Raw genomic sequence first — 5,214 nt, forward strand, 5'->3', positions numbered from 1 at the left:
AATCGACGAGCGGCGCTCAGTGGACCGCTTCGCAAGCCAGTGCCGGCGCGACCGGCGGCAGCATGGCGACCCGGTTCACCAGCTCGCGCACGCCGCTCGACCGGGTCTTGGTGCACAGGCTGCGTACGTGGCTGCGGATCGTGGACACCGCCACCTGCAGGCGCTCGGCGACCTGCGGCGCCGAGTAGCCCTGGCACAGGATGGCCAGCACGTTCTCCTCGGTGGCCGTGAGCGAGTGGCTGCGGGCGAAGAAGAACAGCATCAGCGATCCGCAGACCGACGGCCGCGAGAACAGCAGGGCCGCGTGCGCCGGCCCGCCATCGGGGTCGCGCCGGACCGGCACGACGGCCACGCTCATGCACCCCGTTTCCGCGTTGCCCAGCGCGATCAGGCTGCGCTTGCCGGTGACCGCCTTGCCCAACGCCTCCTTCAGTGCCTTGGCGTCCTCCGGCTGCCGGGCCAGCAAGCGGCCGTTCTGCAGCGCGATGGCGCGACGCCGGCCGAGTTCGTGTCGCGCCGCGTGGTTGGCGTGCAGCAGTTCGCCCTCGCCCGTTGCGACGGCGACACCATGGGCCAGTTCGTCCAGCACCAGGTCCAGCAGCACCGGCGAATGCCACCTCGCCTCGAGCTCGCGCGCCGGGTTGGTGGCGTGGGTATTCGTGTTCATGTCTCTCCCCTCCTTGTGGAGGGCAGAGATTAGGGACCGGTGCGGCCGCCTACCAGTGATATCTCTCCGTTCTTCCTGTGAAGCGCTTCACTGGCGGGGGAAGCGTCCTCGGCTGGCAGGCGCCGCGCCAGCGCGAACACTTCCTCCACGAGAGCGGGACGGAAAGCCAGGTCCACATGGGCGGCTCCGGACAGGAGGCGGTTGTCCGCACCGGGCAGTGTCGCCGTGGAAGGCGGGAAGACGATGTTGTCGCAGTTGGTGTACCAGCAGGTGAACAGCCGTCCGACGTGCGGTTCGGCGCCGGGCAGCGCAGCGATCCAGTCGCAGCCGATTCGCATCTGGCGGCCGTTGGGCATGCGGCTGAAGCGCGCGAGCCACGTGCCCCGGTGGGGCGTGCCGATGGTGACCACGTGCGCCACCCGCGCCCACCCCTCGCTGCGCCGCAACCAGGCGCGTGCCGCCAGGCCGCCCATGCTGTGGCACACCAGCAGCGGCGGCCGTCCCGTCGCCGCCTCCAGCCGGGCCACTGCCTGCTCGATCGTGTCGCAGTAGTCGTCGATCGAGCAGAACACGGGTTCGAGGTTGACCGCGACGAAGGCATGCCCACGAGCGCGCGCCTCGCGCAGCCAGGGGGTCCAGAAGCCGCGATTGCACAGGAAGCCGTGCACGAACACGATGCCGACGAGACCCGGCTCGCCGCGCAGTTCGTCGGGCTCCCTGCGCCAGGCGAAGGGCTGCCGCCATCCGAACACACGGGTGGCGAAGCCGACTTCCTGCACCCAGGCCTTGAACAGCTCGGCCAGGCTCGCGCGGGGCGTCGGGTCGCCGCGACTGGCTAGCGGCAGCAACAGGAACTCGAGCCCCAGCACGCCCGCATGGAAGCACGCGATCGCGAGCGCCCCGGCCAAGGCCCAACCTGGCGACCGGTCCCAGGACAGGAGCAGCCACGCAAAGGCACCGCCCAGCACGAGCAGGGTCGAGACGCGCTGCAGCCAGGCCAGTCGGGAGCGGGAGGCCATCAGGCGAGTATCGCTTCGCCGCCGCCCAGCCGCCGGGCCAGCGCCTGGGCCAGGCGATTGACGATGCCGTAGATCGAGAGTTGCGGGTTGGCGCCCACGCTGGTCGGGAACAGGGAGCCGTCGTGCACCGACAGGTTGTCCAGTTGCCAGTGCACGCCATCCGGCCGGATAACACCCAGCCGGGGCTCGCCGGCCACCCCGCAGCCACCCATGACGTGCGCGCTGACCACCTTCGCCAGCAGCGGCTGCATGGGGAGGGCTGCTAGCGCCCGCCTGCCCTCGTCCCAGCTGCCGTACGGCTGCGCCAGTTCGTGCACGGGCATGACCCGGCGCGCTCCGGCAGCGAACTGGATTTCCATCATGCTCAGCAGCGCCCGGCGCGCGCCGTCCATCACGAAATCGTTCAGTGGATAGTCCAGTTCCGGCGATCCGTCCCCGCGCAGCTGCACCGAGCCGCCCGGCGACTGCTCGTGGAAGCCATCCCGCATCAGCGCAATCAGCACGTGGGTGTTCGGGAACTGGCGCAGCAGCGCGGCATGCGACGGCCCATGCCCGGTCACGGTGGAGGCGAAGATCACCGGGTGGACCGGCGGAGCCTCGAGCTTGTAGCCGATCGGGCCGTCGATCGGCTGGGTCTCCAGGAAGTGGTCCGAATAGAGCGACTGCGGGGCGCCTTGCCAGCCACGCACCTGGCTGTCGTAGTGGGCGGCCGACAGCACGACCGGATGCAGGAAGGTGCGCTTGCCGAGCCGACCGTGCGGGTCGGGCGCCTGCGAGCGAAGCAGCACGGCCGGCGAATTGATGGCACCGCCGGCGAGCACGTAATGGCGCGCAAGGATTCGCGTCGGCTTGGCGCCTGCCCGGTCCGAAGCTGGCGCGCACACGAGGGCGGTGACCCGGCCGTTGGCCAGTTCGAACCGCTCGGCGCGCGTCTCCACCAGCAGGCGAGCCCCGTGCTCGAGGGCCCACGGGATGGTGGTGACCAGCATCGATTGCTTGGCATTGGTCGGGCACCCCATGCCGCAGGAGCCGAGGTTCCAGCAGCCCTTGACGTTGCGCTGGATCGAGGACGTGGCTATCCCCAGGCGCGCGGCACCGCGACGCAGCAGGTCGTTGTTCTCGTTGGGCGGCATCTGCCAGGGCCCGATCGACAGCCGGCGTTGCGCCTGCTCGAAGTAGGGCGCGAGCGCATCGGAGCCGAATTCCGGCAGCTGGAAGCGGCTTTGCCAGAAATCGAGCGTCGCCGCCGGCGTGCGGAAGGAACTCGTCCAGTTGACCGTCGTGGATCCACCGACGCAGCGCCCCTGCAGGATGGTGATGGCCTTGTCCCGGGTCTTGCGCGCCGCGCTTTCCTGGTAGAGCGTCGGGTAGGCCTCGGACTCGAGCTGGTTGAAGTCGCTGCTGCTCCTGAGGGGGCCTTCCTCGATCAGCAGCACCTCCAGGCCGGCCTTCGTCAGGATCTCGGCCGTGATGCCGGCGCCCGCTCCGGAGCCGACGATGGCGACGTCACAGGTCACGCGCTCAGGAAGCAGACCATGGGCGCCGCCGGCAACGCGCCAGCCGCGCGCAAGGCCATCACGAATCGGATCGGGCAGGCGGCTCATGTCGTCAGATGGTCATCGGCCCTGGATAGCCCAGCAGGGGCCAGGTGCTGCGGTCGGAAAAATAGGCGGCGCCGGCGATGTCGTGCAGCGCTTGATAGGCCTGCCGGCGCAAGGTGAGGGACGAGGTGCGCATCGCTTGCAAGGCCTCCTGGATCTCGGCCGTGCTCGCTGCGGGCCAATCCGGCGACAGGCCGGCCAGCGCGCGGCGCCCGACGCCCGATGCGAGGAGCGCCAGCAACTGCGAGAGCTCCTGCTGCGCATGCGACGGCAAGGCCGCCACCAGCGCGTCGATGCGGTCCAGCAGGCCCTCGAGTGCAACGGCGAGTTGGCCCGGCTGTGCAGGCAGGCTGCCGTCCAGCAGCGCTCTGCCCGTGTGGGTGAAAACGAGACGACCCGAAGGGCCAAGTCGTCCTTGCTGCAGGCCGGGCTCCATCAGGGCCAGCGCGCCACCGCCCATGACCAGCACGGCGGCACCGCCGATGCCTAGCTTGAGCCAGCTTCTCCTGCGCATCCGGCGACTATGGCAGGGCGGCGGTCGACCCGGTAGAGCCCTCCGCCTAAGCGCCTCGCACAGGGATCCACCGCATCCCCGCTGCGCCCGCCCTTCGCTAGACTGAACCGTATGCAAGCCGCCCGCACCATCCGCGACGCCGTGGCCGCCGTCGAGAGCCTGAGGCGATCCGCTGCCAGCGACGCACGGCTCCTGGTCGGATTGGGCGAGATCAAGCGCCTGCAATCGAGGCGATTTGCCGGCACGTACGCGGACCTGCTGCAAGGCGGTCCCTACCAGGCTGCCGCCGCCTTCTTCCTGGAGGAGTTGTACGGGGACAAGGACTACGCGCGGCGTGACGAGCAGTTCGCGCGAATCGCCGGGGCGATCGAAACACTGTTCCCGGCCCATGTGGCGGAGACGGCAGCATCCCTGGCCCGCCTGCACGCCCTGACGGAAGACCTGGACCTCCAGATGGCGCGCATCTGGCTGCGGCGGGACGCGCAGGAACCGTCCGTCCGGCGATACGCCTATGCGTGGCGCGAGCTGGGACGGAGGCAGGAGCGCGCCGAACAACTCGACTCCGTGATCCGGCTGGGCGAAGAACTGGCGCGACTGACGCGGAAGCCGGGTCTGCGGACCATGCTGCGAATGATGCGCGGTCCGGCCTCGGCAGCAGGTCTGGGCGCCTTGCAGCACTTCCTGGAACTCGGGTTCGATACCTTCGCCGGGATGTCACGCGTGCGCGGGGCCGTGGAGACCTTCCTGGGGACCGTGAGGCAGCGCGAGGAGGCGCTGTTCGCACTCCTGTACGACCAGGAACTTGCCGCCTGCGAGACCGAGTTGTCCCGCATCTTGGGGCAAGCCCCGTAGCCGAAGGAAGGGCGCTGTCGACAATCACGCCAAAAGGAGACGACGGATGCAAAGGTATTGGTTGCGCAGCTATCCCGAAGGCGTTCCGCACGACATCGAACCGGACCAGTACCGGTCACTGGCCGAACTGCTGGAGGAGTCCTTCCGAAAGAATGCCGCGCGGCCTTTCGCCGTCTGCATGGAGCGCTGGATCACCTACGGCGACCTGGACCGGCATTCGGCCGCACTCGGCGGCTGGCTGCAGGCCCAGGGCCTGGAGCCAGGGGCGCGAGTGGCGCTGATGCTGCCCAATGTCCCGCAGTTCCCGGTCAGCATGGCCGCCGTGCTGCGTGCCGGATACACCTGCGTCAACGTCAATCCGCTCTACACCGCGCGCGAACTGGAACACCAGTTGAAGGATTCGGGCGCGACGGCGATCGTCATCCTCGAGAACTTCGCGCACACGCTCGCGGAGGTGGTCGAGCGCACCGCGGTCAAGCAGGTGGTGATCGCCTCGATGGGCGACCTCCTGGGCTTGGGGTACGGGCGATGGATCACCTTTGCCGTCCGCCACCTGGCGAA

The 5,214-nt window shown here is 69.3% G+C and carries 6 protein-coding genes; 2 read left to right on the forward strand and 4 right to left on the reverse strand.

Features of this window, described 5'->3' with window-relative positions; translation table 11 throughout:
• Positions 1-16: 16 nt before the first annotated feature.
• Genes VEC03_RS15275 through VEC03_RS15290 form a run of 4 tightly spaced genes read right to left on the reverse strand, consistent with a single transcriptional unit; the run spans position 17 to position 3,801 of the window.
• Positions 17-667: a helix-turn-helix transcriptional regulator gene (locus VEC03_RS15275; RefSeq protein ID WP_324916848.1), complete on the reverse strand. Its 651-nt coding sequence runs from the start codon at positions 665-667 to the stop codon at positions 17-19.
• 29 nt (positions 668-696) lie between these two features.
• Positions 697-1,686: an esterase/lipase family protein gene (locus VEC03_RS15280; protein ID WP_324916850.1), complete on the reverse strand. Its 990-nt coding sequence runs from the start codon at positions 1,684-1,686 to the stop codon at positions 697-699.
• Positions 1,686-3,290 carry a GMC family oxidoreductase gene (locus tag VEC03_RS15285; RefSeq protein WP_324916853.1) on the reverse strand — a complete coding sequence of 535 codons (1,605 nt, stop codon included), beginning with the start codon at positions 3,288-3,290 and terminating at the stop codon, positions 1,686-1,688. The genes VEC03_RS15280 and VEC03_RS15285 overlap by 1 nt, the downstream gene beginning before the upstream one ends.
• Positions 3,291-3,294: 4 nt before the next feature.
• Complete coding sequence (locus VEC03_RS15290; RefSeq protein ID WP_324916856.1) at positions 3,295-3,801, reverse strand: hypothetical protein; 507 nt, start codon at positions 3,799-3,801, stop codon at positions 3,295-3,297.
• Between the two features lie 111 nt (positions 3,802-3,912).
• Here VEC03_RS15290 and VEC03_RS15295 point away from each other — a divergent pair, with 111 nt between their 5' ends.
• Positions 3,913-4,653 carry an FFLEELY motif protein gene (locus VEC03_RS15295; RefSeq protein WP_324916859.1) on the forward strand — a complete coding sequence of 247 codons (741 nt, stop codon included), beginning with the start codon at positions 3,913-3,915 and terminating at the stop codon, positions 4,651-4,653.
• A 46-nt stretch (positions 4,654-4,699) separates the two neighbouring features.
• A partial coding sequence (locus VEC03_RS15300) for an AMP-binding protein (RefSeq protein WP_324916862.1) occupies positions 4,700-5,214 on the forward strand: 515 nt, incomplete at its 3' end.

The sequence above is a fragment of the Ramlibacter sp. genome (genome assembly GCF_035627355.1).
Taxonomy (GTDB): domain Bacteria; phylum Pseudomonadota; class Gammaproteobacteria; order Burkholderiales; family Burkholderiaceae_C; genus Ramlibacter.

Coding starts and splice junctions, on each gene's coding strand:
- VEC03_RS15290 (WP_324916856.1), bottom strand. CDS start 3,801: ATGCGCAGGAGAAGCTGGCTCAAGCTAGGCATCGGCGGTGCCGCCGTG.
- VEC03_RS15280 (WP_324916850.1), bottom strand. CDS start 1,686: ATGGCCTCCCGCTCCCGACTGGCCTGGCTGCAGCGCGTCTCGACCCTG.
- VEC03_RS15295 (WP_324916859.1), top strand. CDS start 3,913: ATGCAAGCCGCCCGCACCATCCGCGACGCCGTGGCCGCCGTCGAGAGC.
- VEC03_RS15285 (WP_324916853.1), bottom strand. CDS start 3,290: ATGAGCCGCCTGCCCGATCCGATTCGTGATGGCCTTGCGCGCGGCTGG.
- VEC03_RS15275 (WP_324916848.1), bottom strand. CDS start 667: ATGAACACGAATACCCACGCCACCAACCCGGCGCGCGAGCTCGAGGCG.